The 26821-nt window shown below is 74.9% G+C and carries 21 protein-coding genes; 13 read left to right on the plus strand and 8 right to left on the minus strand.

Annotation, left to right across the window (positions count from 1 at the left end):
- Positions 1 to 338 precede the first annotated feature (338 nt).
- Both ACFY00_RS04750 and ACFY00_RS04755 read left to right on the plus strand, forming a co-directional pair.
- Positions 339 to 3041 (plus strand): SdrD B-like domain-containing protein, encoded by a 2703-nt coding sequence (locus ACFY00_RS04750; protein ID WP_388027206.1) that lies wholly within the window; start codon positions 339 to 341, stop codon positions 3039 to 3041.
- Between the two features lie 78 nt (positions 3042 to 3119).
- Complete coding sequence (locus tag ACFY00_RS04755) at positions 3120 to 3887, plus strand: hypothetical protein (protein ID WP_388027209.1); 768 nt, start codon at positions 3120 to 3122, stop codon at positions 3885 to 3887.
- A gap of 17 nt (positions 3888 to 3904) precedes the next feature.
- Here the strand turns inward: ACFY00_RS04755 and ACFY00_RS04760 are convergent, their stop codons facing one another.
- On the minus strand, positions 3905 to 5209 hold the full coding sequence (locus ACFY00_RS04760; protein WP_388027211.1) for a nitrous oxide reductase family maturation protein NosD: 1305 nt from the start codon (positions 5207 to 5209) through the stop codon (positions 3905 to 3907).
- 52 nt (positions 5210 to 5261) lie between these two features.
- Here ACFY00_RS04760 and ACFY00_RS04765 point away from each other — a divergent pair, with 52 nt between their 5' ends.
- The 3 genes from ACFY00_RS04765 (at position 5262) to ACFY00_RS04775 (ending at position 7574) form a co-directional block, all read left to right on the plus strand.
- Positions 5262 to 6434: a Dyp-type peroxidase gene (locus ACFY00_RS04765; RefSeq protein ID WP_388027214.1), complete on the plus strand. Its 1173-nt coding sequence runs from the start codon at positions 5262 to 5264 to the stop codon at positions 6432 to 6434.
- 112 nt (positions 6435 to 6546) lie between these two features.
- The gene (locus tag ACFY00_RS04770; RefSeq protein ID WP_388027216.1) at positions 6547 to 7242 is read left to right on the plus strand and encodes a hypothetical protein; all 696 of its coding nucleotides are present in this window, start codon (positions 6547 to 6549) and stop codon (positions 7240 to 7242) included.
- Between the two features lie 56 nt (positions 7243 to 7298).
- Positions 7299 to 7574 (plus strand): hypothetical protein, encoded by a 276-nt coding sequence (locus tag ACFY00_RS04775; protein WP_388027219.1) that lies wholly within the window; start codon positions 7299 to 7301, stop codon positions 7572 to 7574.
- Between the two features lie 12 nt (positions 7575 to 7586).
- On the opposite strand, the gene ACFY00_RS04780 is transcribed toward ACFY00_RS04775, so the two are convergent.
- The 5 genes from ACFY00_RS04780 to ACFY00_RS04800 form a co-directional block, all read right to left on the minus strand.
- Positions 7587 to 8741, minus strand: coding sequence for an XdhC family protein (locus ACFY00_RS04780; RefSeq protein WP_388027220.1), 1155 nt, complete (start codon positions 8739 to 8741; stop codon positions 7587 to 7589).
- An 89-nt stretch (positions 8742 to 8830) separates the two neighbouring features.
- Complete coding sequence (locus tag ACFY00_RS04785; RefSeq protein WP_388027223.1) at positions 8831 to 10294, minus strand: NCS2 family permease; 1464 nt, start codon at positions 10292 to 10294, stop codon at positions 8831 to 8833.
- Between the two features lie 189 nt (positions 10295 to 10483).
- On the minus strand, positions 10484 to 12844 hold the full coding sequence (gene pucD / locus ACFY00_RS04790; RefSeq protein ID WP_388027224.1) for a xanthine dehydrogenase subunit D: 2361 nt from the start codon (positions 12842 to 12844) through the stop codon (positions 10484 to 10486).
- Positions 12841 to 13329 (minus strand): (2Fe-2S)-binding protein, encoded by a 489-nt coding sequence (locus tag ACFY00_RS04795; RefSeq protein WP_388027226.1) that lies wholly within the window; start codon positions 13327 to 13329, stop codon positions 12841 to 12843. Before ACFY00_RS04795 ends, pucD begins: the two co-directional genes overlap by 4 nt.
- Complete coding sequence (locus ACFY00_RS04800) at positions 13326 to 14213, minus strand: FAD binding domain-containing protein (RefSeq protein WP_388027227.1); 888 nt, start codon at positions 14211 to 14213, stop codon at positions 13326 to 13328. Before ACFY00_RS04800 ends, ACFY00_RS04795 begins: the two co-directional genes overlap by 4 nt.
- 287 nt (positions 14214 to 14500) lie before the next feature.
- Here ACFY00_RS04800 and ACFY00_RS04805 point away from each other — a divergent pair, with 287 nt between their 5' ends.
- The gene (locus tag ACFY00_RS04805) at positions 14501 to 16093 is read left to right on the plus strand and encodes a PucR family transcriptional regulator (RefSeq protein WP_388027228.1); all 1593 of its coding nucleotides are present in this window, start codon (positions 14501 to 14503) and stop codon (positions 16091 to 16093) included.
- A 27-nt stretch (positions 16094 to 16120) separates the two neighbouring features.
- Here ACFY00_RS04805 and ACFY00_RS04810 read toward each other — a convergent pair whose 3' ends face one another.
- The gene (locus ACFY00_RS04810; protein WP_388027229.1) at positions 16121 to 17272 is read right to left on the minus strand and encodes an alpha/beta hydrolase; all 1152 of its coding nucleotides are present in this window, start codon (positions 17270 to 17272) and stop codon (positions 16121 to 16123) included.
- Positions 17273 to 17494: 222 nt separating this feature from the next.
- Between ACFY00_RS04810 and ACFY00_RS04815 the strand changes: the two genes are divergently transcribed.
- From ACFY00_RS04815 to ACFY00_RS04825, 3 genes are all read left to right on the plus strand, one after another.
- Positions 17495 to 18604, plus strand: coding sequence for an ROK family glucokinase (locus tag ACFY00_RS04815; protein ID WP_388027232.1), 1110 nt, complete (start codon positions 17495 to 17497; stop codon positions 18602 to 18604).
- A gap of 126 nt (positions 18605 to 18730) precedes the next feature.
- Complete coding sequence (ggt, locus tag ACFY00_RS04820; RefSeq protein WP_388027233.1) at positions 18731 to 20530, plus strand: gamma-glutamyltransferase; 1800 nt, start codon at positions 18731 to 18733, stop codon at positions 20528 to 20530.
- A gap of 117 nt (positions 20531 to 20647) precedes the next feature.
- A complete protein-coding gene (locus tag ACFY00_RS04825) occupies positions 20648 to 21451 on the plus strand; it encodes an exodeoxyribonuclease III (protein ID WP_388027234.1) in 804 nt (267 codons plus the stop codon).
- Between the two features lie 7 nt (positions 21452 to 21458).
- Here ACFY00_RS04825 and ACFY00_RS04830 read toward each other — a convergent pair whose 3' ends face one another.
- The gene (locus tag ACFY00_RS04830) at positions 21459 to 21989 is read right to left on the minus strand and encodes a hypothetical protein (protein ID WP_388027237.1); all 531 of its coding nucleotides are present in this window, start codon (positions 21987 to 21989) and stop codon (positions 21459 to 21461) included.
- A gap of 113 nt (positions 21990 to 22102) precedes the next feature.
- Between ACFY00_RS04830 and ACFY00_RS04835 the strand changes: the two genes are divergently transcribed.
- From ACFY00_RS04835 to ACFY00_RS04850, 4 genes are all read left to right on the plus strand, one after another.
- Positions 22103 to 22630 (plus strand): PadR family transcriptional regulator, encoded by a 528-nt coding sequence (locus ACFY00_RS04835; RefSeq protein ID WP_285732783.1) that lies wholly within the window; start codon positions 22103 to 22105, stop codon positions 22628 to 22630.
- The gene (locus tag ACFY00_RS04840) at positions 22627 to 23313 is read left to right on the plus strand and encodes an ABC transporter ATP-binding protein (protein WP_388027238.1); all 687 of its coding nucleotides are present in this window, start codon (positions 22627 to 22629) and stop codon (positions 23311 to 23313) included. Before ACFY00_RS04835 ends, ACFY00_RS04840 begins: the two co-directional genes overlap by 4 nt.
- Entirely contained in the window at positions 23310 to 25577 is a 2268-nt protein-coding gene (locus ACFY00_RS04845) for an FtsX-like permease family protein (protein ID WP_388027241.1), read from the plus strand. The genes ACFY00_RS04840 and ACFY00_RS04845 overlap by 4 nt, the downstream gene beginning before the upstream one ends.
- 477 nt (positions 25578 to 26054) lie before the next feature.
- Positions 26055 to 26654 (plus strand): hypothetical protein, encoded by a 600-nt coding sequence (locus ACFY00_RS04850; RefSeq protein ID WP_388027242.1) that lies wholly within the window; start codon positions 26055 to 26057, stop codon positions 26652 to 26654.
- Positions 26655 to 26821 lie beyond the last annotated feature (167 nt).

Genomic DNA, 26821 nt, shown 5'->3' on the forward strand with positions numbered 1-26821 from the left:
AGGCCGAGAGGTCGACGGAGCGATCTCCCGTGCGCCCTCCGCGTGCCCGCCGTGCGCCCCGGCCGGGGCCCCGGTCCGGGCCGGGCGGTCGGGGGCGTCCGGTGCCGGGGGCGGGCAGGGGCCGTGGCGAGAAACTGACGGCCCGTCAGGAGGGGGCGCACGAGGCGCACGCGGTTCTGATCGCCGTGCTTCGTGACGGACCGTCAATTTCCTTCTCCAGCAACCCGGATGGCCGTATTCCGCTTAACATTCGGCCAAAAGAGGTGCGTTCCGAGCCGTCCGGGCGATCTTCCGACGGCCGCTCGGCGCGCCTCCCGGACCGACGACGAGAGCAGGGAATGGCCAAGACAGATCAACAGACCAGGGCGCCCGTACCGGGTGCGGCCCGCCGCCGGGTCGAACGGGCCGCCGCCGTGGTGGCGGCCTTCGCGGCGGCCACCGCCGTCGCCGCCCCCTCGGCCTCCCCGGCCGGCGCGGACGGCTCGGTGACGGTGCGGGTGGTCCGGGCCGTCGACGAGAGCGGCACGTGGACCCCGGCGCTGGAGCCGGGGATGGGCGGGGTGACCGTCACGCTGACCGGGGACGACGGGGCGGTGCGCACGGGGGTCACGGCCGCCGACGGCACCGTGACGCTGACCCCGGCGAAGGCCACCGCCAGTGGGAAGTACCGGGTGGAGGTGGTCAACCCGAAGCCCGGCGTGCTGTACCCGGCGTTCGCCGCCCGCGAGGGCCTGGCCGGGGCGCCGAACAAGCTGAGCAGCAACGAGGAGTTCGTCGACCTCTCGGCGGGCAAGCAGGCCGCCCTCACCACCGGCCTGTGGAACCCCGCCGACTACTGCCAGCGCAGCGCCCCGCTCGCCACCGCCTGCCAGCCCCCGATCGGCGCCCCGGCCGGCCAGCGCACCCTGCTGACCTTCCCGTACGAGTCGCGCGGCGTGAACAAGGACGTCACCGACCTCGGCACCGGCGGCGAGACCGGCAACGTCTTCGGCATCGCCTGGAACCGGGACGACCGGCGGCTGTTCAGCTCCGCCCAGGCCAAGCGCGCCACCGCGTACGGGCCCGGCGGGACGGGGGCGATCTACGTCACCGACCCGGCGAAGCGGACCACCGCGCTGTTCGCGACCGTCCCGAACGCCGGGACGACCGCGCACACCGGCGGCGACGACGCGGCGTTCCTGCCCGCGGTCGGCAAGGAGAGCCTCGGCGGGCTGAAGCTCACCGAGGACGGCCGCGACCTGTACGTGGTCAACCTGCACGACCGCAAGCTGTACCGCTACGACGCCACCGCCCCGACCGCGTCCGCCCCGAAGGCCGTCTACGCCGTCCCCTCCGGCGGCTGCCCGTCGCCGGACGACTGGCGCCCGTACGGCCTCGGCATGCAGGACGGGGTCGGCTACGTCGGCGGCGTCTGCTCCGGCCAGTCGACCGGGAGGATCACCGACCTGCGGGCCGTGGTGCTGCCCTTCGACCCGGCCACCGGCGTCTTCGGGGCGGCCGTGCTCGACCAGCCGCTCGACCACCGCGGCACCCCGGCGCAGATCTGCGCGGGCTACTACTGGTACCCGTGGCAGGACGACCAGCCGCTGCAGAACGGCCAGGTCTGCGGCCTCAACCCCGAGCCCGAGCTCGGCGAGGTCGGCTTCGAGACCGACGGCTCGATGCTGCTCGCCTTCCGCGACCGGTACGCCGACCAGGCCGCCGCCGCCCCGCCCGAGGGGCAGCCGCTGCCGAACGGCTTCGTCTACGTGCTCGCCTCGGCCGACCTCAACAAGGCCTGCAGGTCGGGCGACGCCTACGTGCTGGACGTCAACCTCGGCTGCGGCCGGACCACCCGCAACCAGGGCTTCTTCGACCTGAGCCGGCCCTACCCCGGCGGCCACCCGTACCCGGCGTTCGCGGGCATGGCGCTGTCCAAGGTCGAGAACTCGATCGCCGCCTCCGGCTACGACGTCTCCAACAACATCGTCACCGCCGGAACGATGTTCACCCTGCGCACCGGCGCACCCGACCCGGGCTTCGGCAACGAACTCTCCGACGGCCGCTCACGCTTCGGCAAGGGCGCCGCGATGGCCGACCTCGAAGTGCTCTGCGACCGCGCCCCGCTGCAGATCGGCAACCGGGTCTGGTACGACCCGGAACGCTCCGGCCTGCAACTGCCGCAACAACGGCCCGTCCCCGGCGCGACCGTCCACCTGTACGACGCGGACGGCAAGCTGGTCGGCACCACGAGGACCACCGCCCGGGGCGAGTACTACTTCGACGACGGCAACGTCACCGGCGGGCTGAAGCCGCGGACCTCGTACACCATCCGGCTCGACGACCCCGCCGACTACGCCGAGGGCGGCCCGCTGCACCACTGGGTCCCGACCAGGGACAACGTCGGTGACAACCGCCTGACCGACTCCGACGGCACCGTCCCGAAGGGCGGCACGTACGTCGAACGGGCGCTCACCACCGGCGGCCCGGGCCAGGACGACCACAGCTTCGACTTCGGCTTCCAACGGCAACGGGGCGCGCTGCGCCTGGTCAAGCACGACCAGGACGGCAAGCCGCTGCCCGGCGCGGTCTTCCGGCTGTGGCGCGAGACCAACGGCACCGACGGCCTGCAGCGCGACGGCGCGAAGCCGGACACCGCCGTCGGCGACCCGTGCACCACCGGCGAGGACGGCACCTGCACCAGCCAGGCCGACCTCGGCACCTACTACTGGCAGGAGGTCACCCCGCCCGAGGGCTACCGGGCGCCCGAGCAGCCGGTCCTCGGACCGGTCGTGCTGGACGACGCGCACCTCGACGCGGGCATCACCACCACCGCCGTCAACACCCCCGTCCCGCCGCCCAGCCCCAGCCCCACCCCGACACCCACCCCGACGCCCACCCCGGCCGCACCCGCGCCGCCGCAGGCCCGCCCGGCACCCTCGGGCAACCTCGCCAGCACCGGCCTGGACGGGGCCGTCCCGTACGCGCTCGCGGGCGGAGCGCTGCTGCTGGTGCTCGGCACCGGCCTGCTGGTCGCGGTGCGCAGGCGCCGCACCGGCTGACCCCCCCACCGACCGACGGGGCCCCGGGTGCGAACCCGGGGCCCCACCCGTGAACTCCCGCACCCCGCAGAGGAACCCGTGGCCACGCAGAAGAAGAACCGTCGACGGTACGCGGTGGCGGCCGTCCTGGCCGCCGTCCTGACCGCCGCGGGCGGGGTGACGGCCTGGCAGGTCGCCGCCCGCCAGGACGACGCCCGCCCGCTCACCACCGAGGAGGCCTCCCGGCTCGCGCTCTCCCGGTTCACCCTCTACGGCACCAGCCCCGCCGCCGTCGACCTGACCGTCCGGGAGGGCGGCGGCACCGTCGTCGAGGTGCACGGCGTCATCGACTACCGCACCCGGCACGCCGCGGGCAGCTACCGGGTCACCGGCAGCCGGGGCGTCCTCGACGAAGGACTCGTCGTCTGGGACACCGGCGGCCTCGGCCTCGCCAAGTCCCCCGCCGGGGCGGACGGACAACCCTGGGAACGCGCCGAACACGTCCCCCGCACCGGCTGGACCTCCCGCCCCTACGGCACCGACCCGCTCGACGCCGGACTCGACCTCGCCGTCCAACTCGGCGCCGACCGCCCCGACAACCCGCTGCTCCTCGCCCAGGCCGGCCCCCGCCTGCTCGGCCACGACCGCATCGACGGCCGCGACCACGACCGCGTCTCCGGCCCCCGCCCGCGCGAAGCCGCCACCAGCGGCGACCCCTCACCGCTCACCTACTGGGTCGACGCCGACGGCGGCCTGCGCCGCGTCACCATGCGGATGACCGGCCTCGGGACCCCGACCACCCTGGACTTCCACGGGCCGCAGCCCGGGGCGAAGCTCCCGGAGGCGCCGTGGGCGACGGCGGGGTGAGGCGGGGCGTCGTCGTCTCAGACTCCGGTGGGCAGCGGGTAGGCGTCCGGGTCGACCCGGCCGGGCAGGTCGACGGCGGGGGCGGCCGGGGCCTGCGGGTCGGGCAGCGAGGGCTGCGGGGGCGGCGCCGGGACGGCGTTGAAGGCCGTTCCCGGCGGGGCCTGCACGCCCGCCGTCCGGCCCGCCGGGACGGGGCCCGCGCCCGGTGCGTCGCAGGCCGCCAGTTGCTCCAGCCGGTCCGGGCTCTGCGTCGAAGGGCCGTTGCCGGTGAAGCAGTTGCCCGGGTCGGCCGCCGAACTGACCAGGTCCACCCCGTTGCCGGTGACCGCGTTCCCGGTGACCCGGTTCCCGGACGCCGGGTGCCCCGGCGGGTCCGTCACCAGCACGCCCGCCGCCCGGTTGCCCCGCACCAGGTTCCGCTCCACCCGGTTGCCCGTCCCGCCGCCGATGCCGATCCCGATGCCGAAACCGCCGTCGGCCTGTTCCGGGGAGTCCGCCGCGTTGTTGTCCGCCACCACGTTGCCCGCGATCACCGCGGCGTGCTGCGGCGCCAGCGACTCCAGGTCGTTCGAGTTGACCGTCACCCCGACCCGGTTGCCCACCACCCGGTTGCCGACCACCGTCAGGTTCTCCGAGGCGTTGGTGATCTCGATGCCGACCGCGTTGCGCTCCACCGTGTTGCCCCGCACCAGGGTGTCGCACGGCTTGCACTGCCCGACGTAGATCCCCGAGTCGGCCTGTCCCGACGCGTACGACTCCTCGATGACCCCGCCGCGCGCGTCGAACGCGTAGATCCCGTACAGCGCGTTCCCGTACGCCGTCACCCGGGTCGCCCGGAAGCCCTGCACCGGTGGGAAGCGCGCGGTGTCCAGCGGGTCGTACGCGGAGCCGCCCGCGCCGTGGCGCTGCAGCTTCTCGTCGGTGACGCCGGTGAACAGCACGCCGTTGGCCAGGTAGCCGTGCACGGTCAGGTTCTCCACCACGCTGCCCGGGCCCGTCGCCGTGACGCCGTTGACCAGCTTCAGGCCGCCGTCGAACACCACCGCGTTGCGGTCCGTTCCGCGCAGCACCACCCGCGGCTTCGTGATCCGCACGCTCTCCCGGTACGTCCCCGGGCCGACCAGCACCAGGTCGCCCGGGTTCGCGACGTCCACCGCCCGCTGCACGGTCGGGAAGTCCTCCGGCACCCGGACCACCGCCCCCGGCGGATGGCGGTCGGCGGACGTGCGGCCGTCCCCGCCCGGGGAGCAGCCGACCGCGGCCGGGAGCAGCAGCAGCGCCGCACCGAGCGCCAACCGGCCCGTCCGGGCCTGACGGTTCATCAAGGAAAAGAGAGATAGGCGGAGTTGCATGAAACGTGTTCTATCGTCTGCAATGGCGGCCGTGCACACCGAACCGGGGAACCCGCAGGACGCCGCCGCACCGCCACGGGCCCGGATCGACCGCCGCACCCTGTTCGCCGCGGGTGCCGCCCTCGCGGCGGGTGCCGCCGGAGCCGGTGCCGCCACCGTCCTCGCCCGCGAGGAGCGGCACCCGGCCGCCGCCCCGCCGCCGCCCGCGCCGGTCCCCTTCCACGGCGCCCGGCAGTCCGGCGTCACCCAGCCCCCGCTCCCCGCCACCCGGCTGCTCGCCCTCGACCTGCCCGCCGACACCGACCGCACCGCGCTGCGCGCCCTGCTCGCCGCCACCGGTGACGTGCTCGCCCGGGCCGCCGACGGCACCCTCGACGACCCGCGCCTGGACGGCGCCCCGCCGCGCACCACCTCGCTCGCCGCGATCGGCCCCGCCCTCGCCGCCCGCCTCCGGCTGCCCGCCCCCGAGGGCTTCGCCGAACTCCCCGCCCTCCCCGGCGACCGCCTCGACCCCGCCCGCAGCGGCGGCGACCTGCTGCTCCAGGTCGGCGCCGAACAGCCCTGGACCACCGGCGTCCTGACCGAACACCTGCTCACCGCCGCCACCGCCGCGGGCGCCGCCCTCCGCTGGCACCAGGGCGGCTTCCTGCCCCCCGCCCCCGACGGCCGGACCCCGCGCAACCTGTTCGGCTTCAAGGACGGCACCGCCAACCCCGACCCCGCCGACCCCGCCCTCTGGCAGCGGGACGGCACCGTCCTGGTCTACCGCCGCATCCGGATGGACACCGCCGCCTTCGCCGCCCTCCCCGCCGACCGCCGCGAACTCGCCGTGGGCCGCCGCGCCGACACCGGCGCCCCGCTCACCGGCAGCGCCGAGCACGACGACCCCGACATCTACGCCAAGCACCCCGACGGCTCCTACGTCATCCCCGCCACCGCCCACGTCCGCCTCAGCAGCCCCCGCCTCGACGGCGGCGCCCGGATGCTCCGCCGCGGCTGGTCCTACGACGACGCCCCCACCGACCGCGGCCTCCTCTTCTGCGCCTTCATGCCCGACCCCGCCCTCTTCGCCCGCGTCCAGACCCGCCTCGCCGAACGCGACGCGCTGACGCCGTTCCTGACGCACACGGCCTCCGCCGTCGCCTGGGTCCTGCCGGGCGCGCGGGAGGGCGGGACGCTGGGGGAGGGGCTGTAGCGGGAGGCACGGTAACGGGAGGGAAACCACGGGGCGTCGGGGCCGGAGGCGGTGCCATACTCGGGCCTCCTCCCGGCGTACGGGTCGGGGGTGTCGAAGGGGGAGAACAGAGATGGCGCGCAAACCGATCGGCCGCAGAACGGCTCCCACCGCCGTGGCCGTCCTCCTGCTGGGCCTCGCGGCCTGCACCCAGGGCTCCGGCGCCCCGGACGACCACGCGACGGCCGTGGCCCCCACCGGGGCGCCCACCGGGTCGGCGAGCCCCACCGGGGCGCCCACCGGGTCGGCGGCCCCCGTGGCGGGGTTCCCGGCCGAGGCGCGCAGCCAGGCGCTGGAGAGGGCGGCGGCCGAGGGCTGGTCACCGGTGGAGGGCTCCGTCGCCCCGATCGGTGGACACGGCGGTCAGGTGCCGCAACTGCTCTGGCAGACGGCGTCCGGGGACGTCTGCCTGGTGGAGGCGGTCACCCGCCTCACCCCGGCGTCCACGTGCGAGGGGCCGGAGAAGCTGGCCGTGACCGGTCCGGGCCTGCGGCACGTCTTCTGGTCCACGCTGAACGCCGACGACACCATGACGGCCCTGCTGATGGCCAGCTCCGAGGAGGCGGTCTCGGTCAGCTGCGCGGGCCGGGACCACCCGCTGGCGGAGGTCGCCCGGTACACGGTCGGGGGCGTGGAGCGGCGCTTCTACACCGTCGACCTCCCCGAGGACCGGGGCGGCACCTACCGGGCCGTCGTCACGCGGAACGGACAGCGGGTGACGGAGGACGTGCCGATCCTCTTCAGCCCCGCGAAGAAGACGGAGTGCTGACCCCGGGGGGCGCCCGCCGGGCCCGGGTTGTCGGTCGGGGGTGCGAGCCTGGCCCCATGGACGAACGCGACAGCGAGCAGTTGCTGCGGGGCCGGGTCTACGGCGCGGACCACGACGACCCCGGCCCCCGCCCGGGCCGGGCGTACCGGGAGCTGGTCGGCGGCCCGCTGGACGGGCTGCTGCTGGACGTCACCGGCTGGGCCGCCGACACCCTCGCCGACGGCGCCGCGCTCCCCACCCACCTGGGCCGCTACGGCGGAGCCGGCACCTCCCGCTACGAGCCGCGCCCGACCGACCCGCGGCGCTGGGACTGGACCGGCGACAGCCGCTGAGGTGAGGCCCGCTCAGGCCGCGTGCGGGGAGCCGCGGTCGGCCGGGGCGGGGTCGTGGTGGATCGGGCCGCCGGTGGCGGAGAGCGGGAGGCAGGAGCCGCCGCGGGCCTCGGCGACGAGTTGGGCGGCGATGGAGACGGCGGTCTCCTCGGGGGTGCGGGCGCCGAGGTCGAGGCCGATGGGGGAGTGCAGGCGGGCCAACTCGGCTTCGGTGAGGCCGACTTCGCGCAGCCGGGCGGCCCGGTCGCGGTGGGTGCGGCGGGAGCCCATCGCGCCGACGTAGCCGACCGGCAGCCGCAGGGCGCGCTCCAGCAGCGGGACGTCGAACTTGGCGTCGTGGGTGAGGACGCACAGCACGCTGCGGCCGTCGAGCCGCTCCAGCTGGGTGTCGAGGTAGCGGTGCGGCCAGTCGACGACGAGTTCGTCGGCCTCGGGGAAGCGCCGCGCGGTGGCGAACACCGGCCGGGCGTCGCAGACGGTGACGTGGTAGCCGAGGAACTTGCCGATCCGCACCACCGCGGAGGCGAAGTCGATCGCCCCGAAGACCAGCATCCGCGGCGGCGGCACGTACGCCTCGACGAAGACGGTGACGGTCCCGGCGGCGGACGGGTCGCAGGGCCGCCCGTCCAGCCCGAGCACGAGTCGCCCGGTGCGCCCGGCGGAGAGCATCGCGCGGGCCTCGGCGACGGCGGCGCGCTCCAGCCGGAAGGAGGCGAACGAGCCGTGGTGGGCGTCGGCGGTGACGGCGAGGGTGCCGCCGAGCAGGGCGGGCGGGCCGTCGACGATCCGGGCCACCGCGACGGGCGTGCCGGAGGCGGTGTAGGCGACGGCGGCGTCCAGGCCGGGGTCCGCGCCGGGGGTGACCGGCTGGACGAAGACGTCGAGCAGGCCGCCGCAGGTCAGGCCGACGGCGAAGGCGTCCTCGTCGCTGTAGCCGAAGCGTTCCAGCACGGGGGCGCCGCTCTCCAGCGCGCTCCGGCACAGCTCGTACACGGCGCCCTCGACGCAGCCGCCGGAGACCGAGCCGACCGCCTCGCCGTCCGCGTCGACGGCCAGCGCCGCGCCGGGTTCGCGCGGGGCGGAGCCGGAGACGCCGACCACGGTGGCCACCGCGTAGCGGCGTCCGGCGGCGTGCCAGGTGTGCAACTGGTCGGCGATGTCGTGCACGGGGTTGCTCCTCACGGACTCACGGACTCACGGACGGCGGGTGCCGCCCCGCCGGAGGGTGCGGCGGGGCGGCGGGGGAGGCGCGGGTGTCAGTGCACGCCCAGCCAGGACTTGATCGGGACGAGCGCGAAGTACACGACGAACACGCCGGTCAGGATCCACATCAGCGGGCCGGGCTCGCGCCACTTGCCGGTGCCCGCCTTGATGACGGTGTACGAGACGACGCCGGCCGCGACGCCCGCGGTGATGCTGTACGTGAACGGCATCAGCACGCAGGTGAGGAACGCCGGGATGGCGATCTCGCGGTCCGACCAGTCGATGTGCCGGGCCTGGCTCATCATCATCGAGCCGATCACCACCAGCGCGGCGGAGGCGACCTGCACCGGCACCACGGCGGCGACCGGCGAGAAGAACAGCATCAGGGCGAACACGCCGCCGGTGACGGTGGAGGCCAGGCCGGTGCGGGCGCCGTCGCCGACGCCGGTGGCCGACTCGACGAACACGGTCTGCCCGGACGCGCCGGCCACGCCGCCGATCGCACCGCCCGCGCCGTCGATGAACAGCGCCTTGGACAGGCCGGGCATCCGGCCCTTGTCGTCGGCCAGCCCGGCCTCGGTGCCGACGCCGATGATGGTGGCCATCGCGTCGAAGAACCCGGCCAGCACGAGGGTGAACACCGCCACCGAGGCGCTGATCGCCCCCAGCCCGTGCGAGCCGAACGCGCCGAACAGGTCGACGTGCCCGAACAGCCCGAAGTCGGGCGCGGAGACCGGCGAGCCGGGCCAGGTCGGCGCCGTGCCGCCCCAGTCCTTCGCGGTCAGCCCGGCCGCCTCGTCGACCACCAGCGCGACCACGGTGCCCGCCGCGATGCCGATCAGGATCGCACCCCGGACGTTCCGGGCCAGCAGCACGAAGATGGTGAGCAGGGTGAGCGCGAAGATCAGCACCGGCCAGCCCTGCAGCTCGCCGAACGGGCCGAGCGAGAGCGGGGTGGGGCCGCCGGTGTGCACGAACCCGGCCTTGTAGAAGCCGATGATCGCGACGAACAGGCCGATGCCGATGGTGATCGCGTGCTTGAGCGGCAGCGGGATCCCGTTCATGATCTTCTCGCGCAGGCCGGAGACCACCAGCAGCACGATCAGCAGGCCGTAGATCACGCACAGGCCCATCGCCTGCGCCCAGGTGGTGTGCGGCACCACCAGCGCGGATATCGCACCGGAGACGGAGAGCCCGGCCGCGACCGCCAGCGGCACGTTGCCGACCACGCCCATCAGGATCGTGGTGACGGCGGCGGCCAGCGCGGTGGCGGTGGTCAGCTGGGCGTGGCCGAGCTTGGCGCCCGTGACGTCCGCGCCGCTCAGGATGATCGGGTTGAGCAGGACGATGTAGGCCATCGCCATGAAGGTGGTGAGACCGCCGCGGATCTCGTTGCCCAGGGTGGAGCCGCGCGCCGAGATCTTGAAGTAGGCGTCGAGGGCGCCTCTGGCGGGTGTGTCGGAGGCGGTGGGGGCCGCTTCTTCGGTGGGGCCGGGCTCCGTGGAGGTCCGGGACATGTCCACTCCCAAGGTTCATAGGGGGTTGGGGTGGGCGAGCCGACCTGGGTGCCCGTCAGGTGGGGTACGCAGGGGGACTGGTTCGACTCACGGGTGGGGGTGCTGCGGGGCCCGGCGAGACTCCGGCAGCGCCCCGGGGGTCGGCAGGGAAGACCGGGTGCCGCCCCCGGGGACGTTCTCGGCGAACCGTCAGAGCGTGTCGGTCAGGTGCTCCGGCCGCACCGGGATGCGGGTGAGCGCCTTGCCGGTGGCCTGGCGGATGGCCGCGACGATCGACGGGGTGGCGGAGACGGTGGGGGCCTCGCCGACGCCGCGCAGCCCGTACGGGGCGTTCGGGTCGGGGAGTTCCAGGATCTGCACCGGGATCGGCGGGGTGTCCAGGATGGTCGGGATCAGGTAGTCGGTGAAGGAGGCGTTGCGCACCTTGCCGTCCTCGACCACGATCTCCTCCATCACGGCGAGCCCCAGCGCCTGGGTGCAGCCGCCCTGGATCTGGCCGACCACCGAGAGCGGGTTGAGCGCCTTGCCGACGTCCTGCACGGCCGTCAGCTCGACCACCTTGACCAGGCCCAGCTCCACGTCCACGTCGACCACGGCGCGGTTGGCGCAGAAGGTGTACTGGACGTGGCCGAAGCCCTGCCCGGTCTCCTTGTCGAACGGGACGGTGGGGCGGTGGTGGTGCTCGCGGGTCTGCTCGATGGCGTCGTCCCCGAGCAGGTCGACGATCGGGATCAGCACCCCGGCGGAGGCCGAGACCACCTTGCCGCCGACCAGCGACAGGTCGGTCTGCGTCCAGCCGTAGCGGTGCCGCCCGCGCTCCAGCAGCGCGTGCCGGACCGCCTCCGCGGCCAGCTTCACCGCGCCGCCGGTCATGTACGTCTGCCGGGAGGCGGAGGTGGAGCCCGCCGAGCCGACCTCGGTGTTGGCCGGGTGGATGGTGACCTGCTCGACGCCCAGCTCGGTGCGGGCGATCTGGGCGTGCACGGTGACGCCGCCCTGGCCGACCTCGGCCATCGCGGTGTGCACCATGGCGACCGGCTCGCCGCCGATCACCTCCAGCCGGACCCGGGCGGTGGAGTAGTCGTCGAAGCCCTCGGAGAAGCCGACGTTCTTGATGCCCACCGAGTAGCCGACGCCGCGCACGATGCCCTCGCCGTGCGAGGTGTTGGACAGCGCGCCCGGCAGGGTGCGCACGTCCAGGTGCTCCAGGTCGAGCGGCGGCGGCAGCGGCATGTCCTTGACCCGCTGCAGCAGTTCGGCGACCGGCGCGGGCGCGTCGATCTCCTGCCCGGTCGGCATCCGGTCGCCCTGGGTGACGGCGTTCAGCTGCCGCAGCTCGACCGGGTCCATGCCGAGCGCCTCGGCCAGCTTGTCCATCTGCGACTCGTAGCCGAACGCGGCCTGCACCGCGCCGAAGCCGCGCATCGCCCCGCAGGACGGGTTGTTGGAGTACAGCGCGATCGCGTGCATCCGCACGTTCGGGATCACGTACGGGCCGTGGCCCAGCGAGGCGGCGTTGCCGACCACCGCGGGGGAGGCGGAGGCGTAGGCGCCGCCGTCCAGCACGATCCGGCAGTCGGCGAAGACCAGCTTGCCGTCGCGGGTGGCGCCGTGCTCGTAGCGCATCCGCGCCGGGTGGCGGTGCACGTGCCCGAAGAAGGACTCGTCCCGGGCGTAGACGATCTTGACGGGCTTGCCGGTGTGCAGCGCCAGCAGGCAGGCGTGGATCTGCATCGACAGGTCCTCGCGGCCGCCGAACGCGCCGCCCACCCCGGCCAGCGTGAGCCGGACCTTCTCCAGCGGCAGGTCCAGCACGGGCGCCATCTGCTGGCGGTCCACGTGCAGCCACTGGGTGGCGATGTACAGGTCGACGCCGCCGTCCTCGGCGGGCACCGCCAGCCCGGACTCCGGGCCCAGGAACGCCTGGTCCTGCATGCCGACCTCGTACTCGCCGGAGACGATCACGTCCGCCAGCGCCCGCACCTCGTCGGTCACGCCCAGGCCGGAGACCAGCTTCTGCTCGTGGCAGACGTTGCCGTACGCGTGCGACTTGTACTCGTGCGGCTCGTGCACGTAGCCGTGGGTCTCCGGGTCGAGGCACTGCTCCTCGGTGACGATCGGGGTGAGCACCTCGTACTCGACCTTGATCTTCTTCACCGCGCGGCGGGCCGTCTCCGGGTGGTCGGCGGCCACCAGGGCGATCGCCTCGCCGTGGTAGCGGACCTTGTCGATCGCCAGGGCCGGCTGGTCGGCGATCTCCAGGCCGTAGTACTTCTCGCCCGGGATGTCCTCGTGGGTGAGCACCGCGTACACCCCGGGCACCTTCAGCGCCTCGGAGACGTCCACCGACAGGATGTTCGCCCGGGGGTGCGGGGAGCGCAGCGCGGTGCCCCACAGCATGTCCTCGTGCCACAGGTCGGAGGAGTAGGCGAACTCGCCCTTCACCTTCAGCGTGCCGTCGGGACGCAGCGGTGAGCCGCCGATGCCGTCCTTGGCCGCCTGGTTGATCTTCTGCAGGTTCTTCTGGCCCGCGATGGTACGGGTGCTCATTCCGCGCGCTCCTTGCCCGCACACGTGCGGGCCGAGGCCAGCCGCACCGCGTCCATGATCTTCTCGTAGCCGGTGCAGCGGCACAGGTTGCCCGACAGCGCCTCGCGGATGTCGGTGTCCGAGGGCTGCGGGTCCGCGGCCAGCAGGGCGTCGGTCTGCACCAGCAGGCCGGGGGTGCAGAAGCCGCACTGCACGGCGCCCGCGTCCACGAACGCCTGCTGGACCAGGCCCAGTTCGCCGTCCGGGCCGGCCAGGCCCTCCACGGTGCGCACCTCGCGGCCCTGCACCTGGCCCGCCGCCACCAGGCAGGAGCACACCGGCACCCCGTCCAGGTAGACCGTGCACGAGCCGCACTCGCCCTGCTCGCAGGCGTTCTTGGACCCGGGCAGGCCGACCCGCTCGCGCAGGACGTACAGCAGGGACTCGCCCTCCCACACGTCGTCGGCCTCCACCGGCTTGCCGTTCGCGCTGAACGTGACCCTCATGCCGCGCTCCTGATCTGCTTGCGATAGTCGTTCCAACACCACGTCAGGGTGCGCCGGGCCATCACGGCCAGCGCGTGCCGCCGGTAGTCGGCGGTGCCCCGGACGTCGTCGATCGGGGAGGCCGCGGCCTTCACCAGCTCGCCGAAGCGCTGCACCACTTCCGGGCCCAGCAGCTCGCCGGACTCCCACAGGCCGCGCTCGGCCAGCACCCCCCGCAGGTACTCCTCGGCCTCCACCGCCCGGCGCGGCGTCGGCGCGGCCGAGCCGATGCCGGTGCCGACCGTGCCGTCCTTCGGGTGCAGCGCGAAGCCGAACGCGCAGACCGCGATCACCATCGCGTTGCGGGTGCCGATCTTCGAGAACTGCTGCGGGCCGTCCGCGACCGGGATCCGCACCGCCCCGATCAGCTCGTCCGGCTCCAGGCTGTTGCGCTTCACCCCGACGTAGAACTCGTCGATCGGGATCAGCCGCACCCCGCGCACCGAGTGCGCCTCCACGGCCACCTCCCGGCCCGCCGCCAGCAGCGCCGGGTGCGAGTCGCCGGCCGGCGAGGCCGCGCCCAGGTTGCCGCCGACGCTGCCGCGGTTGCGGATCTGCGGCGAGCCGACGGTGTGCGCGGCCAGCGCCAGGCCCGGCAGCGGCCCCGACAGCTCCTCGATGATCCGGGTGTACGGCACCGCCGCACCCAGCCGGACGGTCTCGCCGTCGCTGCTCCACTCGGTGAGCTCGGTGATGCGGTTCAGGTCGAGGATCGCGGATGGCCGGTGCACGTCGAAGTTCATCTCGACCATGACGTCCGTGCCGCCGGAGATCGGCAGCGCGGTGGGGTGCTCGGCCTTCGCCGCGAGTGCCTCGTCCCAGGTAGCGGGCCGAAGGAACTCCATGCGGGTTACTCCTCAAGTCGTCGCCGACGGACGCGGGCACCTGCGCCCTTGCCGGAGACCGGGGCCCGGGGGCCTCGGCCACCGCGGTGCAGCCCGGCGGCGTGTTGGCAAGTGAACCGCTGTGACGGGGGCCACTGGCAGTCACCGATGGCATGAGGCCCGGCAGTGCCCCGCACCACCGTCCTGTACGTTCCTCTAAGGTGGACGATCCTCCAGCCCAGCTCGTGCACACTGGGCCGTTCCACCCCGCGGTCCCACCCTCACAGACCAAGCAAGAAGGGCTGCCCATGCGCGTCCGTGACCTGCTCGCCCCCGGAGCCCCCCGACTGCGCCTGCTCGCCGGCGAGGACGAGCTCGACCGGCAGGTCACCGGAGTGATGACCACCGACCTGCAGGACCCCGGCCGCTACCTGCACGGCGGCGAACTCGTCCTCACCGGCATGCTCTGGCGCACCCTGCCCGCCGACTCCGAACGCTTCGTGCGCACCATCGCCACCGCCGGGGCCGCCGCCCTCGGCGCCGGGGAGGTCGAGGTCGGCCCCGTCCCCGCCGACCTGGTCGAGGCCTGCCGCCGCCACCGCCTGCCGCTGCTCGCCGTCCCCGACGACGTCGCCTTCGGCGCCGTCACCGAGTACGTCGGCCGCCAGGTCTCCGCCGACCGCGCCGCCGACCTCGCCGCCCTCGTCGACCGGCACCGCCTGCTGGTCTCCGCCGCGGGCGCGGGCGGCCTCGACGCCGTCCTCGACCTGCTCGGCGGCGACCTCGACCTGGACTGCTGGGTGCTCACCCCCACCGGGCGGGTCGTCGCCGGCCCCGCCGACCGGCTGCCCGCCGCCGACCGCGACCAGCTCGCCCGCGCCCACCTCGCCGCCCAGCGCCAGCGCCGCCGCCCCCCGCACCGGGTCCGCCTCGCCGGGGGCACCTACTCGCTGCTGCCCGCCGCCGCCGAGACGGACGCCGAGACCCCGCTCGCCGACTGGATCCTCGCCGTCGCCGGGGACGTCACCGAATGGACCCCCAAGCGCCAGCAGCTCGCCGAGAACCTGGCCCGCCTGGTCGCCGCCGAGCGCACCCGCCGCGACGAGGGCCGCCGCCTGCGCCGCCGGATCGCCGACGAGGTCCTCACCCTGCTCCAGCGCGACGCCGACCCCGCCGAGATCGGCCGCGCCCTGCAGGCCTCCACCACCATGGCCGCCCGCTACGAGGGCTCCACCGAGACCTCCGGCACGAGCCCGCAGTGGCTGGTGCTGTCCGCCGACGCCACCGGACTGCCCGACGGCGCGCTGCGCCCCGTCCTGGAGGAGGCCCTCGCCGCCGCCACCGACCGCGCCCTGGTCGCCGCCCTCGGCCCCACCGGCGCGGTCGTCGTCCTCCCCGCCCTCGACGCCCCCGTCCCCGCCGACGCCGTCCGGGCGCTGCTGGCCCCGCTGGAGGCGGGCCTGGGCTCCGAGGGCCGGATCACCGTCGGCGTCTGCGCCCCCGCCGCCGAGTCCGGCGGCCTGCGCGGCGCCCTGGAGGAGGCCCGGCACGCCCGGCGGATCGCCGCCGCCCGGGTCGGCCGGGTCTGCGTGGCGGGCCCCGAGGAGCTCGCCTCGCACGTCCTGCTGCTGGCCGCCGTCCCCGACGAGGTCCGCCGCGCCTTCCGCAGCCGCCTGCTCGACAAGGTCATCGCCTACGACCTGGAGCACCAGGCGGACCTGGTCCGCACCCTGGAGGCCTTCCTCCGCTCCGACGGCTCCTGGACGCGCTGCGCCGCCCAGCTGCACGTCCACGTCAACACGCTGCGCTACCGCATCGGCCGGATCGAGGAGCTCACCGGCCGCGACCTCTCCCGCCTGGAGGACCGGGTCGACTTCTACCTGGCCCTGGAACTCGCCTGACGGCCCTTCGGGCGGGCGGACGGCGGGTCAGTGCTTGACGGGGATCACGCCCGTCAGCCAGGTGAAGACGCCCGGCACCATGGGCTTCCACACGTCGCTGCTGTGCGCGCCGTCGGTCTCCTGCACGGTGACGGTGGTGGGGGCCTTGGCGGCGGCCTTCAGGGCCTCGCCCGCCTCCAGGCCGTCGCCCTTGTTGCCGCTGACGTAGAGGGCGGTCTTCGGCGGGGTCTTCGCGGACCTCAGGATGTTCAGCGGGTTGGAGACCTCCCGCAGGTGCGGGTCCTTCGCGGTCAGCGACTTGTCCTCGACGGCCGGGTCGTTGTACCCGGAGAGGCTGATCCCGGCCCGGTAGCGGTCCGGGTGCTCCAGGGCGAGCTTGGCCGCGCAGTGGCCGCCCGCGGAGTACCCGGCCACCGCCCAGCGGTCGGCGGACGGGTCGGCGCGGAAGTTGTCGAGCACCATCTGCGGGACGTCGCGCGACAGCCAGGCGTCCGCGTTGACCTTGCCGGGGACGTCCGCGCAGCCGGTGTCGGTGTTGTCGCCCAGCAGGTTGGTGCGCGGCGAGACCAGGATGAACGGGGCGACCTGCCCGCCCTGCATCATCGGCTTCAGCTGCTCGGACACCCGCAGGGTGCCGAACCAGGTCTTCGAGGAGCCCGGCCAGCCCGGCAGCAGCTCCACCACGGGGAAGGTCTTGTCCTTGTACGCGGGGTCGTCGTACTGCGGCGGCAGCCAGACCAGTACCTCGCCGTCCACGCCGGAGACCGCGCCCTTCAGGTCGGTGGTCTGCACGTCGTTCGGGACCTTCGGGTCGCCGACCGGCTTGAACTGCTGGAGCACCTTGGCGTGCTGCGCGTCGTTGCCGGGGGCGCCCGCCCCGCCCGTCCCGCCGTTGGCCTGCGCCTGCAGGTCCGGCACCGCGCGGACGTGGTTGCCGGTGCCCAGCAGGTCGTCCCAACTGCCGTAGATCAGGTTGGCGTTGTTCACCATGACGAACACCGTGAGGACGGCCGTGAGCTGACAGAACAGCAGCATCGCGATCCTGGAGAGCGCCTGGAAGGGCCGCGGCCCGCGCACCCGCCCCCAGAGCAGTAGCGCCACCGCGATCGAGACCGGCACCAGGACGATCGTGAGAATGAGGAACGGGGTGCCTGTCAGCTGCATCTGGGTCTCTCGCATCGGTTCGTCCGGCGGTCCGGGGCGAGGTCCCCCGGTTCACGCATCACACTTGTCAGACTGCGTCACACAGTCGATCAGTTGCTGTCGACACTCACGAAAACCTGAGAGGAACATCACGTTTTCGTGAGAATCCGCTGTGCGTTCTGCGCCCAGTCTGCCAGTTCGCCCACAGCCCTCCGACACCGGACCGCAACCTTTACCCAATCAAGGAGCATTCGTTCCGTGACCCGAGCCAGCGGCCCCGCCCGCCCCGTCCTGCCCAACCTGCTGGGCCTCGGCCCGCGCGCCGAGCGCCGCCGCCGCACCCTGCCCGCGGGCGTGCTGAGACTCCCCACCATCGGCGTGGACATCGGCGGCACCAAGGTGGTCGCGGGCGTGGTCGACGGGGACGGCCGCGTGGTGGACCGGCTGCGCACCGAGACGCCCGACAAGAGCAAGAGCCCCAAGGTGGTCGAGGACGTCATCGTCGACCTGGTCCTGCAGCTCGCCGACAAGCACGACGTGCACGCGGTCGGCGTCGGCGCGGCGGGCTGGGTGGACGCCGAGCGCTCCACCGTGCTGTTCGCCCCGCACCTGAACTGGCGCGGGGAACCGCTGCGGCAGGCGCTCAGCTCCCGGCTGCGCTTCCCCGTCGTGGTGGAGAACGACGCCAACGCCGCGGCCTGGGCCGAGTGGCGCTTCGGCGCCGGACGCGGCGAGGACCACATGGTGATGATCACCCTGGGCACCGGGATCGGCGGCGCCCAGGTCCGCGACGGCCACGTCGACCGGGGCAAGCACGGCCTGGCGGGGGAGTTCGGCCACATGCAGGTGGTGCCCGGCGGCCACCGCTGCCCGTGCGGCAACCGCGGCTGCTGGGAGCAGTACTCCTCCGGCAACGCGCTGGTGCGCGAGGCCCGCGGACTGGCCGCCGAGGAGTCCCCGGTGGTGCAGCCGCTGCTGGCCCGGGCCGGCGGCACCCCGCTGGGCATCACCGGCCCGCTGGTCACCGAGGCCGCCCGGGACGGCGACGCCGTCGCCGTCGAGCTGCTCTACGAGGTCGGCCGCTGGCTCGGCGTCGGCATCGCCAACCTGGCCGCCGCCCTCGACCCCGGCCGCTTCGTCATCGGCGGCGGCGTCAGCGAGGCGGGCGACCTGCTGCTGGCCCCCGCCCGGGACGCCTTCGCCCGCACCCTCACCGGACGCGGCTTCCGCCCCGAGGCCGAGATCGTGCACGCCGCCCTCGGCAACGAGGCCGGACTGGTCGGCGCCGCGGACCTGGCCCGCCAGGTCGCCCGCCGCTTCCGCACCGTCAAGCGCCGCCGGGTGGAACGGAGCGCGGGCAACGGCTGACCGCAGGGCTGGTGTTGACGCGGTGTCAACTTTCCGTGAAACGCCGCTGGATGGCCGACACGCCTGTTGTCCGGTCCGCGTCGGATGTGGGAGAACGGGAGACCGACGCCGTTCCAGGGAGGCCGCATGCGCGCCCGCACCCGTCTCGTCCCCCTCCTCGTGCTCGTCACCGCCACCGGACTGCTGGCCGCCCCCGCGCAGGCCGTCCCCGACGGCAAGGCCCCGCCGGGCAAGCAGCCGGTCGCGGTCGGCCGGGGCGGCGCGGTGGCCAGCGTGGACGCCGACGCCACCGCGGCCGGGCTGGAGGTGCTGAGGCACGGCGGCAACGCGGTGGACGCCGCCGTCGCGACCGCCGCCGCGCTCGGCGTCACCGAGCCCTACTCGGCCGGGATCGGCGGCGGCGGGTACTTCGTCCACTACGACGCCCGCACCGGGAAGGTCGAGACCATCGACGGCCGGGAGACCGCCTCCCGGCACGCCGACGGCTCGCTGTTCCTGGAGGACGGCAAGCCGCTCGCCTTCGACGACGCCGTCACCAGCGGCCTGTCGGTCGGCGTGCCCGGCACCGCCGCGACCTGGCAGCGGGCGCTGCAGCGCTGGGGCAGCCGCAGCCTGGGCCAGGTGCTGGAGCCCGCCGAGCGGATCGCCGAGCGCGGGTTCACCGTCGACCGGACCTTCCAGGACCAGACCGCCGCCAACCGGGCCAGGTTCCAGGACTTCCCGGCCAGCCGCGACCTGTTCCTGCCCGGCGGACAGCTCCCGGTCGTCGGCTCCACCTTCCGCAACCCCGACCTGGCTGCCACCTACCGGGAGCTGGGCCGCCGCGGCACCGACGCGCTGTACCGCGGCCCGATCGGCGCCGACGTGGTGCGCACCCTGCAGCACCCGCCCGTCGACCCCGCCTCCGGCCGCACCGCCCGCCCCGGGAAGGTCGACGCCGCCGACCTGGCCGCCTACCGGGTGCGCGACCAGGACCCGACCCACGTCGGCTACCGGGGCCTGGACGTGTACGGCATCGCGCCGTCCTCCTCCGGCGGGACGACGGTCGGCGAGGCGCTGAACATCCTGTCCGCGGGCAGCGGCGCCGACCTCGCCGACCCCGTCCGCTACGACCACCGCTTCCTGGAGGCCAGCCGGATCGCCTTCGCCGACCGCAACCGCTGGGTCGGCGACCCGGCCGCCGTCCAGGTGCCGACCCGGCAGCTCCTCGACCCCGGCTACGGCGCCGCCCGGGCCTGCCTGATCGACCCCGACCACGCCCTGACCAGCCCGCTCGCCCCCGGCGACCCGTACCACCCGGCGGCCTGCGGCAGCACCGGGCAGCCCGTCGCCGAACCGTACGAGGGGCAGAGCACCACCCACCTGACCGTCGCCGACCGCTGGGGCAACGTGGTCTCCTACACGCTGACCATCGAGCAGACCGGCGGCAGCGGCATCACCGTCCCCGGCCGCGGCTTCCTGCTCAACAACGAGCTGACCGACTTCGACTTCGCGCCGCTCACCCCCGGCGTCCCCGACCCGAACCTGCCCGGCCCCGGCAAGCGGCCGCGCTCCTCGATCTCGCCGACGATCGTGCTCAAGGACGGCGAGCCCTACCTGGCGCTCGGCTCGCCCGGCGGCGCCACCATCATCACCACCGTCCTGCAGGTGCTGACCGGCCGGGTGGACCGCGGGCTGACGCTGGAACAGGCCATCGCCGCGCCCCGGGCCAGCCAGCGCAACGGCGCCGCCACCCAGGCCGAACCCGCCTTCCTGGCCTCGCCCGAGGCGGCGATGCTGCAGGCGCTGGGCCACGTGTTCGCGGCCACCCCGGAGATCGGCGCCGCCACCGGCGTCGAACGGCTCCCGGACGGCCGCTGGCTGGCCGCCGCCGAACCGGTGCGGCGCGGCGGGGGAGCGGCGGGCGTGGTGCGGCCCTCCCGCTGAGCCCCCGTCAGCCCGTCCGGCTGCCGGGCGCTGTCGGCGGCGGGCGGTATGTTCGGACGGGGTGCCCGGCCCGCGCGCCGGGGCCCCGTCCGTCCGCACCGCCGAGGGAAGGCCGCCGTGACCGTCCGCATCGCCACCTGGAACATCAACTCCGTCACCGCCCGGCTGCCCAAGCTGCTGGAGTGGCTGGAGTCCGCCAAGCCGGACGTGCTCTGCCTGCAGGAACTCAAGTGCGCCACCGACGCGTTCCCCGCCGAGGCGGTCGCCGAGCTGGGCTACGAGTCCGCCGCGCACGGCGACGGCCGGTGGAACGGCGTCGCCGTGCTGTCGAGGATCGGCCTGGCGGACGTGGTCCGCGACCTGCCCGCCCAGCCCGGCTTCCTCGCCGAGGACGCGCTGCTCCCGGTGGTCGAGCCGCGCGCCGTCGCCGCGACCTGCGGCCCCGTCCGGGTCTGGTCGGTGTACGTGCCCAACGGCCGCGAGGTCGACCACGCGCACTACCGCTACAAGCTGGAGTGGATGGCCGCGCTGCGCGACGCCGTCCGCGAGGACGCGGCGGGCGAGCGCCCGTTCGCCGTCCTCGGCGACTTCAACGTCGCCCCCACCGACGAGGACGTCTTCGACCTCGCCGCCTTCGAGGGCCTCACCCACGTCACCGCCCCCGAGCGCGCCACCCTCGCCGCCCTCCAGGAGATCGGCCTGCGGGACGTCGTCCCGCGCGCCCTCAAGTACGACCGCCCGTACACCTTCTGGGACTACCGGGCGCTGGCCTTCCCGAAGAACCGGGGCATGCGGATCGACCTGACGTACGCCAACAAGCCGTTCGCGGACGCCGTCACCGACAGCTACGTGGACCGCGAGGCCCGCAAGGGCAAGGGGACGTCGGACCACGCGCCGGTGGTGGTCGACCTCGACCTGTGAGCCCGGTTCAGGACAGGGGGGCCAGGAGGAGCTCCGAGAGGAGATCGGGCAGCAGCGGGTTGTCGTTGGCGTAGTCCAGGCCGCCCCAGGCGTACACCGCGGTGGCGAACACCCGCAGCGGATCGGGTTCGGCCAGCACCCAGGAGCCGAGCCTGGTGCGGCCCACCGTCCGCCCGCCCTCCAGCAGTTCGGTGCGGACCAGGCCGCGGCGGACGAAGCGCAGGGTGCGCCCGCCGACCTCGAACTGCACGTACCGGCGGGAGCGCAGCGGGTGGCGGGTGCGGGCGGTGACGCGCGCCTCGGCGCCCTCGAAGTCGGCCGTCAGCCTGCCGCGCCTGGCCGCCCTGACGGCGCGCGGGCCGGGCACGAACCCGGGCAGCCCGCCGAGCGGGCGGCCGTCGAGTTCCAGCCGCCAGTCCCGCAGGCCCGGCGTCCAGACGCGGGGGACGAGCTTCTCGGGCGAGCGGTGCAGCACCAGCTCGCCGAGCGGCGTCCGCACCGCCGCCGAATCGCTCCTGCGGAGCGCCGTGAACTCCATGTCGTCCCCCTGTTGCCGGAAAACCCCAGGTGGAGAGTAGTGGTCGGAGATCCGTCCGTCAGTATTCTCCGAGCGTATAGACGCGGAGTGTACGCGCGGCGTACGCTCCGATCATGAGCGTTCCTCTCACCCTGCTCGGGCTCCTCGAACGCGAGCCCAGCCACGGCTACGACCTCAAGCGCGACTACGACGCCTTCTTCGGGCGCGGCAAACCGCTTCCCTTCGGCCAGGTGTACGCGACCCTCGGGCGGCTCGCCCGGGACGGGAAGGTGGTGGTCGGCGACCCCGAGGCCGGCGACGGGCCGGACCGCAAGCGGTACGTGATCACCGAGGCGGGAGCCACCGAGTTCGAGGAGTGGCTGAGCGAACCGGTCGCCGCCGAACCCCACCTGCAGACCGTGCTGTTCAGCAAGGTCGTGCTCGCCCTGATGCTCGGCCGCGACGCCGAGCGCTACCTCGACACCCAGCGCGCCGCCCACCTGCGGCGGATGCGCGAACTCACCGAGGTCAAGCGATCCGGCAGCCTGGTCGACGCCCTGCTCGCCGACCACGGCCTCTTCCACCTGGAGTCCGACCTGCGCTGGATCGACCTCACCGCCGCCCGCCTGGACGCCCTCGCCGCGGAGGTGACCGCCCGATGAGCACCCCCCTGATCGAGGCCCGCGCCGTCACCCTCTCCTTCGGCGAGACCCCCGCCCTGCGCGGCGCCGACCTCGAGGTGGAGGCCGGGGAGATCCTCGCCGTGATGGGCCCCTCCGGCTCCGGCAAGTCCACCCTGCTGCACTGCCTGGCCGGCATCCTCGCCCCCGACGGCGGCGAGATCCACTTCGACGGCCGCCGGATCGACCGCCTCGGCGAGCAGGAGCGCAGCGCGCTGCGCCGCGACAGCTTCGGCTTCGTCTTCCAGTTCGGCCAGCTCGTCCCCGAGCTGAGCGCCGAGGAGAACGTCGCCCTGCCGCTGCTGCTCGGCGGCGCCAAGCGCGCCGACGCGCTGGCCCGGGCCCGCGCCTGGTTCCCCCGGCTCGGCCTGGACGGGCTGGAGCGCCGCCGCTCCGGCGAACTCTCCGGCGGCCAGGCCCAGCGCGTCGCCCTGGCCCGCGGGCTGGTCGCCGAGCCGCGCGTCCTGTTCGCCGACGAACCCACCGGCGCGCTCGACTCGCTGACCGGCGAACAGGTGATGGACCTGCTGGTCGACTCCGCCCGCGCCCAGGGCACCACCGTCGTCCTGGTCACCCACGAGGCCAGGATCGCCGCCTACGCCGACCGCGAGACCATCGTCCGCGACGGCCGCGCCACCTCGCTGAGCGGACGGGCCGCCCGGTGATCCGCCTCGGCCTGCGCCTGGCCGTCAGCGGCGGGCGCGAAGCGTGGCTGCGCCTGCTGGTCACCGCCGCCGCCGTCGCCGTCGGCGTCGGACTGCTGTTCACCACCCTCGCGGCCGTCAACGCCGTGCACGTCCAGAACGGCCGCTACGCCTGGATCAACACCGGCTTCGTCGCCGACGCCGGCCCCGCCGATCGGGAGGCGGCGGGGACGGACGCGGACGGCGACGCGCCGCTGTGGTGGATGGTCCGGCGCGACAGCTTCCAGGGCGAGCAGATCGGCCGCGTCGACGTCGCCCCCACCGGTCCGACCGCCACGCTCCCGCCCGGCGTGGACCGGCTGCCCGCCGACGGCGAGTACTACCTGTCACCGGCCCTGGCGAAGCTCGCCGACACGGTGCCCCCGGAGCAGCTCGCCGACCGCTTCGGCGGCCACCGGATCGGCATCCTCGGCAAGGACGCGCTGCCCGGGCCCGACAGCCTGGTCGCCCTGGTCGGCGACAGCCCGCAGGAGCTGTCGGCGCTCCACGGCGCGGTGCGGGTCACCCGGATCGTCACCACCCCGCCCGACCGCTGCCACGACTGCCCGATCGGCCTCCAGTCCAACGGCGTCACGCTGATCCTGACGGTCGTCACCGGCGCGCTGGTCTTCCCGCTGCTGATCCTGATCGGCACCGCCACCCGGCTCAGCGCCACCCAGCGCGAACGCCGCTTCGCCGCGATGCGGCTGGTCGGTGCGACGCCCCGGCAGGTGGCGGCGGCCTCCGCCGTCGAGTCCGTGCTCGCGGCCGCGGCGGGCGTGCTGCTCGGCTTCCTGCCCTACCTCGCGGTGCGCGGCCGGGTCGCCGGGATGGGGCTGACCGGGTACCGCTTCTACCCCTCCGACCTCGCCCTGACGCTCCCGCAGATCGCGGCCGTCGCGCTGGGCGTGCCGCTGGCGGCCGTCGTCGCCGCCCGGATCGCGCTGCGCCGGGTGCAGGTCTCCCCGCTCGGGGTCAGCCGCCGGGTCACCCCGAAGCCGCCCCGGGCCTGGCGGGTGGCGCCGCTGCTGGCCGGGCTGGCCGAGCTGGTGTTCCTGCTGATCCGGCACCCGGAGTCGGTCCCGGGCCAGGTACGGGGGTACCTCTCCGCGTTCGGCCTGATCATGATCGGCATCGTGCTGGCCGGCCCCTGGCTGACCGGCCGGGCCGCCGCCCTGCTGGCCCGGCGCACCCAGCGCCCGGCCACCCTGATCGCGGCCCGCCGGCTCGCCGACAACCCCACCGCCGGGTTCCGGGCGGTCAGCGGGCTGGTGCTGGCGCTGCTGGTGATGACCGCGACGATCGGGATCATCACCACGATGACCGACGAGCGCGGCCGGGTCGAGGGCGGCCCGCAGTTCGACAACGTGCTGATCAACCACCTCAGCGAGGGTCGCACCCCCGAGGGCCTGGACCGCAGCGCCGGGCCGCCCGCGCCGTCCGGATTCACCGCGGGCCTGCTGGCCGTCCCCGGGGTGCGCGCCACCATGCTGGTGCACCCGCTCGATCGGGTGGTGCCGGTCCGCGCCGGGGACGAGACCGAGGCCTCCGAGGTGGTGGCCTGCCCGGACCTCGACGCCGTCGGAGTGTTCGGCCACTGCGAGCCGGGCGCGGCCACCGCCTACCTGCCGTCCGTGTTGGCGGGCTTCCGCGACTACTCCGACACCGCGTGGCCCGCCGCGCCCTACACCGCCGAGCAGGTGGCGGCCCTGCCGGTGGTGAACGTGGTGGTCGCCACCGACGGCTCGCGGGCCGCCGTCGAACGGGCCCGGACGACGGTGGACGCCGCCTATCCGGCCAACCGGCAGTCGCACACCCTGGCCGAGGGGCGGAAGGAGTCCGACGCCGAACTGGAGGGCTTCCAGCAGCTGGCGAGGGTGGTGATCCTGGCGACCTTCCCGATCGCGGGCTGCAGCCTGGCGGTCAGCGTGGCCGCCGCGCTCGGCGAGCGCAAACGGCCGTTCAGCCTGCTGCGGCTCAGCGGGGTGCCGCTGGCGATGCTGCGGCGGGTGGTGCTGATGGAGTCCGCGGTGCCGCTGCTGGCGGTCTCGGCCCTGGCGATCGGCACCGGACTGCTCGCCGCCGACCTGTTCCTGCGCTCCCAGCTCCAGTACACGCTGCACTCGCTCGGCACCGGCTACTACCTGGCGGTCGCGGGCGGGCTGGTCGGGGCCCTGGGTGTCATCGGTGCCACGTTGCCGTTGTTGCGCCGGGTCACGGGGCCGGAGACGGCTCGCAACGAGTAGCCCCTCCCGGGGGGCCCTCCGGGAGGGGGCGGGGGTGCGTGTTGGCGGGGTTCGTGGGGTGTGGTGGCCGGTCGCGGGCGGGCTGGTCGGGGCCCTGGGGGTCATCGGTGCCACGTTGCCGTTGTTGCGCCGGGTCACGGGGCCGGAGACGGCTCGCAACGAGTAGCCCCTCCCGGGGCGGGCCCTTCCGGCGTTCCGGGGTGCCGGCGCTCCGGCGGCGGGCCGGTCGGTGGTGGCCTTGGTCGGCCCGGCGGTGTTCGGCTCGTGCGCGTCGCTTGCCGTCCGGTGCCTGCCCGGTTCCCCGTCCGTCGGCGGGAGGGCGGGGCCGCCGGTCGTTCGGGTCCGGAGCATCGGTCGGACCCGAACGGCCTTGCGAGTTCGCCGGGCCGGGCGCCACTGCCTAGCGTGGTCGGCAACCGGGAGTAGCGGCCCGGTCACGGAGCCGCTCTCCCCACCCCGACCCCCTGGAGGTACGGCATGCGCCCGACGCGCACCGCCGCCGCCGCACTGCTCGGCACCACCGTCCTGCTCGGCCTGGCCGGCACCGCCCCCGCGTCCGCGAAGGGCAGCGAACCCGCTTGGGTCTCTCCCGCGCAGGCCCAGCCCGGGCAGTCGGTCTCGGTCAGTGTCACGTGCGCGAGCAGCACGGAGAAGACCGTCACCGCGACCTCGCTGGCCTTCGCCGGTGGCTCCACCACGCTCCGCGTGGGCCCCGACGGGAAGTACTCCGGCACCGCCACCGTCATCTCCGAGCAGGAGATGGCCGTGGCCGCCGCCAAGCGCACCACCACCGACTCGTCCTGGGGCATCGACGGCAGGTGCCCCAACGGGGACGGCTTCGTCGGTGCGGTGGCCATCGCGGCCGCCGGGACGAACGGCACCGTCAGCGGCGCGGCCGCCGGGGCGGGCGTCTGGGAGGGCGCCCGGCTCCCGCACGGCGGCGTGGAGACCGGCCTGGGCGGCTCGGTCGGCGTGGACGGCACCCGGTTGGCCGTCGGCGCCGGGCTGGTCGCGTCCGGCGTCGGCGGGTTCTGGCTGCTGCGCCGCCGCGGCGGGGCCTCCGGCCGGACCTCCTGAGCGGCCGTCCGGTACGCGCCCACCGTACCGGCAGGCCGCGCGTCCCACGCGGCCGACGGCACGGCGGAGGGGGGGCCCCCCCCCCGGGGCCCCCCCCCCCCCAGTCCCGGGGCCGGGGGGCCCGGGGGCCGGGGGGGGGACGGGGGGGGGGGCGGCCCCCCCCCCGG

Origin of the sequence: Kitasatospora sp. NPDC001540 (assembly GCF_042894345.1) — a bacterium.
Classification (GTDB): domain Bacteria; phylum Actinomycetota; class Actinomycetes; order Streptomycetales; family Streptomycetaceae; genus Kitasatospora; species Kitasatospora phosalacinea_C.

What these genes read in the sequence shown, in the direction of transcription:
- ACFY00_RS04750 (WP_388027206.1), top strand. Translation starts at nt 339, where the DNA reads ATGGCCAAGACAGATCAACAGACCAGGGCGCCCGTACCGGGTGCGGCC.
- ACFY00_RS04760 (WP_388027211.1), bottom strand. Translation starts at nt 5,209, where the DNA reads ATGAACCGTCAGGCCCGGACGGGCCGGTTGGCGCTCGGTGCGGCGCTG.
- ACFY00_RS04765 (WP_388027214.1), top strand. Translation starts at nt 5,262, where the DNA reads ATGGCGGCCGTGCACACCGAACCGGGGAACCCGCAGGACGCCGCCGCA.
- ACFY00_RS04770 (WP_388027216.1), top strand. Translation starts at nt 6,547, where the DNA reads ATGGCGCGCAAACCGATCGGCCGCAGAACGGCTCCCACCGCCGTGGCC.
- ACFY00_RS04775 (WP_388027219.1), top strand. Translation starts at nt 7,299, where the DNA reads ATGGACGAACGCGACAGCGAGCAGTTGCTGCGGGGCCGGGTCTACGGC.
- ACFY00_RS04785 (WP_388027223.1), bottom strand. Translation starts at nt 10,294, where the DNA reads ATGTCCCGGACCTCCACGGAGCCCGGCCCCACCGAAGAAGCGGCCCCC.
- pucD (WP_388027224.1), bottom strand. Translation starts at nt 12,844, where the DNA reads ATGAGCACCCGTACCATCGCGGGCCAGAAGAACCTGCAGAAGATCAAC.
- ACFY00_RS04795 (WP_388027226.1), bottom strand. Translation starts at nt 13,329, where the DNA reads ATGAGGGTCACGTTCAGCGCGAACGGCAAGCCGGTGGAGGCCGACGAC.
- ACFY00_RS04800 (WP_388027227.1), bottom strand. Translation starts at nt 14,213, where the DNA reads ATGGAGTTCCTTCGGCCCGCTACCTGGGACGAGGCACTCGCGGCGAAG.
- ACFY00_RS04805 (WP_388027228.1), top strand. Translation starts at nt 14,501, where the DNA reads ATGCGCGTCCGTGACCTGCTCGCCCCCGGAGCCCCCCGACTGCGCCTG.
- ACFY00_RS04810 (WP_388027229.1), bottom strand. Translation starts at nt 17,272, where the DNA reads ATGCGAGAGACCCAGATGCAGCTGACAGGCACCCCGTTCCTCATTCTC.
- ggt (WP_388027233.1), top strand. Translation starts at nt 18,731, where the DNA reads ATGCGCGCCCGCACCCGTCTCGTCCCCCTCCTCGTGCTCGTCACCGCC.
- ACFY00_RS04830 (WP_388027237.1), bottom strand. Translation starts at nt 21,989, where the DNA reads ATGGAGTTCACGGCGCTCCGCAGGAGCGATTCGGCGGCGGTGCGGACG.
- ACFY00_RS04835 (WP_285732783.1), top strand. Translation starts at nt 22,103, where the DNA reads ATGAGCGTTCCTCTCACCCTGCTCGGGCTCCTCGAACGCGAGCCCAGC.
- ACFY00_RS04840 (WP_388027238.1), top strand. Translation starts at nt 22,627, where the DNA reads ATGAGCACCCCCCTGATCGAGGCCCGCGCCGTCACCCTCTCCTTCGGC.
- ACFY00_RS04850 (WP_388027242.1), top strand. Translation starts at nt 26,055, where the DNA reads ATGCGCCCGACGCGCACCGCCGCCGCCGCACTGCTCGGCACCACCGTC.